The sequence below is a fragment of the Micromonospora sp. NPDC047753 genome (assembly GCF_040642735.1).
Classification (GTDB): Bacteria; Actinomycetota; Actinomycetes; order Mycobacteriales; family Micromonosporaceae; genus Micromonospora.
This window is the reverse complement of sequence record NZ_JBEYSL010000743.1, coordinates 1-2,363: the sequence shown is the minus strand read 5'-3', so window position 1 is coordinate 2,363 and position 2,363 is coordinate 1. Positions and strand designations below refer to the sequence as shown.

The window sequence follows — 2,363 nt, the reverse complement described above, 5'->3', positions numbered from 1 at the left end:
GACGACGCCGGCACGTTCCACCGGAGGCCGACAATGCGCATCGAAACCCGCTACAACGGGCCCGCCGGTTCCGGCAACGGCGGCTGGAGCGCGGGGATCTTCGCCGCCGAGGCGGGCGGCGGCGGGCCGGTCGAGGTGACGCTGCGCCGGCCACCACCGCTGGAGACCGAGCTGACCCTTGTCGACGGCGAGGTTCGGGACCCGGCCGGCGAGCTGGTGGCCGAGGTACGCCCGGCCGGGGTGATCGACGCCGTCGTACCCCCAGTCGACCTGGAGACGGCGGTCGCCGCCGCGGCCCGATACCCCGGCCTGGTCGAGCATCCGTTCCCCACCTGTTACGTCTGCGGGCCGCAGCGGGCCGACGGGCTGCGGATCTTCCCCGGCCGACTGCCGGACGGGCGGACCGCCGCCCCGTTCCGCGCGCCCGCACAGATCGGCGCGGCAACGGTCTGGGCTGCGCTGGACTGTCCCGGTGGTTGGGCGGTGCTCGCGCCGGGCCGCCCGTACCTGCTGGGCCGGATCGCCGCCGTGGTCGCGGCGCTGCCCGGGCCGGGCGACGAGTGTGTGGTGACCGGGGCGTTGCTGCGCGTCGATGGGCGCAAGGCGCTCGTGCACACCAGCCTGTACGGCCCGGACGGGTCGTTGCTCGGCGCGGCGCGGGCAACCTGGATCGCCCGCTGAACCCGGGCGTAGTCCGCAGGGATGAGTCGCCTCCGCCCCGCGACGGAGGCAGACGTACCGACCGCGCCTGATTGACCTTGCAGCCACGGGCCGTCACGCTGTGCCACGGCGTACCTCTACGCCACACACGGGAGGAGAACGATGACTGACGGGCAGCGAAGCCCCACCAGCGACGGTCAGATCGTGGTGTCCGGTCTGACGAAGCAGTACAAGAACGTCCGGGCGGTGAACAACCTGTCCTTCACCGTGGCGCCGGGACGGGTGACCGGCTTCCTCGGCCCGAACGGCGCAGGCAAGACCACCACGCTGCGCATGCTGCTGAACCTGGTCACGCCGACCGCCGGCACGGCCACCATCAGCGGCCAGCGGTACACCGACCTCGCCACCCCGCTGCGGCAGGTCGGGGCGGTGCTGGAGGCTTCCAGCGCGCACAAGGGCCGCACCGGCATCAACCACCTGCGGGTCATCTGCGCCGCGGCCGGGCTGCCCAAGCAGCGGGCCGACGAGGCGTTGGCCCTGGTCGGGCTGACCCCGGCGGCGAAGCGCAAGTTCAAGGGTTACTCGCTGGGCATGAAGCAGCGGCTCGGCATCGCCGCCGCGATGCTCGGTGACCCCCGCGTGCTGATCCTCGACGAGCCGGCCAACGGGCTGGACCCGGAGGGCATCCGGTGGATGCGTGGGTTCCTCAAGAACCTCGCCCACGAGGGTCGTACGGTGCTGGTCTCCAGCCACCTGCTGTCGGAGATGCAGTTGCTCGCCGACGACGTGGTGATCATCGCGGCTGGGCAGTTGGTCCGGCAGGGTCCGGTCGACCAGGTGCTCGGGTCGATGGCCCAGGGCGCCCGCGTCCGGGTCCGCACCCCGCAGGCCGAGGTGTTGACCGCCGCCCTGAAGGCGCAGTCGGCGACCGTCGAGACCGACGAGCAGGGTGTGCTGCTGGTCGGCGGGGTGGACGCCCCGACGATCGGCCGATCCGCTCTCGCGGCCGGGGTCGAGCTGCACGAACTGACCACCGAACGGCCCGATCTGGAACGGGTCTTCCTGGAGCTGACGGCCGGAAAGGCGGGCATCCGATGAACCTGGTCCGATCCGAGCTACTCAAGATCCGTACCACCAGCACCTGGTGGTGGCTGGCTATCGGCGCGTTGCTCTCGATCGCCCTGGCGTTCGCGGTCAACGCGTGGTTGGCCGTCACGGCGCTCGGCGGTGACGCCGAGAACATCGGTGTCAGCCCCGAGCAGGCGACCGCGCCGGCGCAGGCGGCGAACCTCTACACGTCGGGCCAGTACCTCGGGCTGATGTTCGTGATGCTCATCGGCATCCTGATGGTCACCAACGAGTTCTTCCACCAGACCGCGACCACGACGTTTCTGACGACCCCCCGGCGAACGTCGGTCATCGTCAGCAAGCTCGTCGCCGCCAGCCTGCTCGGCTTCATGTTCTGGCTGGCCACCACGCTGATCGACCTGGCCGCCGGCGCGATCTTCCTGTCCGCTAACGACTACGGCACTCAGCTCGGTGAGTGGCCGGTGCAGCGGGCGCTGCTGTTCAACCTGCTGGCCTACGCCATCTGGACGATCCTCGGGGTGGGCATCGGCACGCTGATCACCAACCAGCTCGGAGCGGTGATCACGGCGGCGGTGCTCTACCTGATCGGCACCCAGGTGGTGGGTCTGCTCTTC

3 protein-coding genes are annotated in these 2,363 nt (G+C 70.8%); all 3 read left to right on the top strand.

What is annotated here, in order from left to right:
• Window positions 1–33: 33 nt before the first annotated feature.
• Entirely contained in the window at window positions 34–681 is a 648-nt protein-coding gene (locus tag ABZ749_RS34010) for a hypothetical protein (protein WP_357235226.1), read from the top strand.
• A gap of 141 nt (window positions 682–822) precedes the next feature.
• On the top strand, window positions 823–1,758 hold the full coding sequence (locus ABZ749_RS34005; RefSeq protein ID WP_355494508.1) for an ABC transporter ATP-binding protein: 936 nt from the start codon (window positions 823–825) through the stop codon (window positions 1,756–1,758).
• The coding region (locus ABZ749_RS34000; RefSeq protein ID WP_357235223.1) for an ABC transporter permease at window positions 1,755–2,363 on the top strand (609 nt) is incomplete at its 3' end. The genes ABZ749_RS34005 and ABZ749_RS34000, both read left to right, overlap by 4 nt.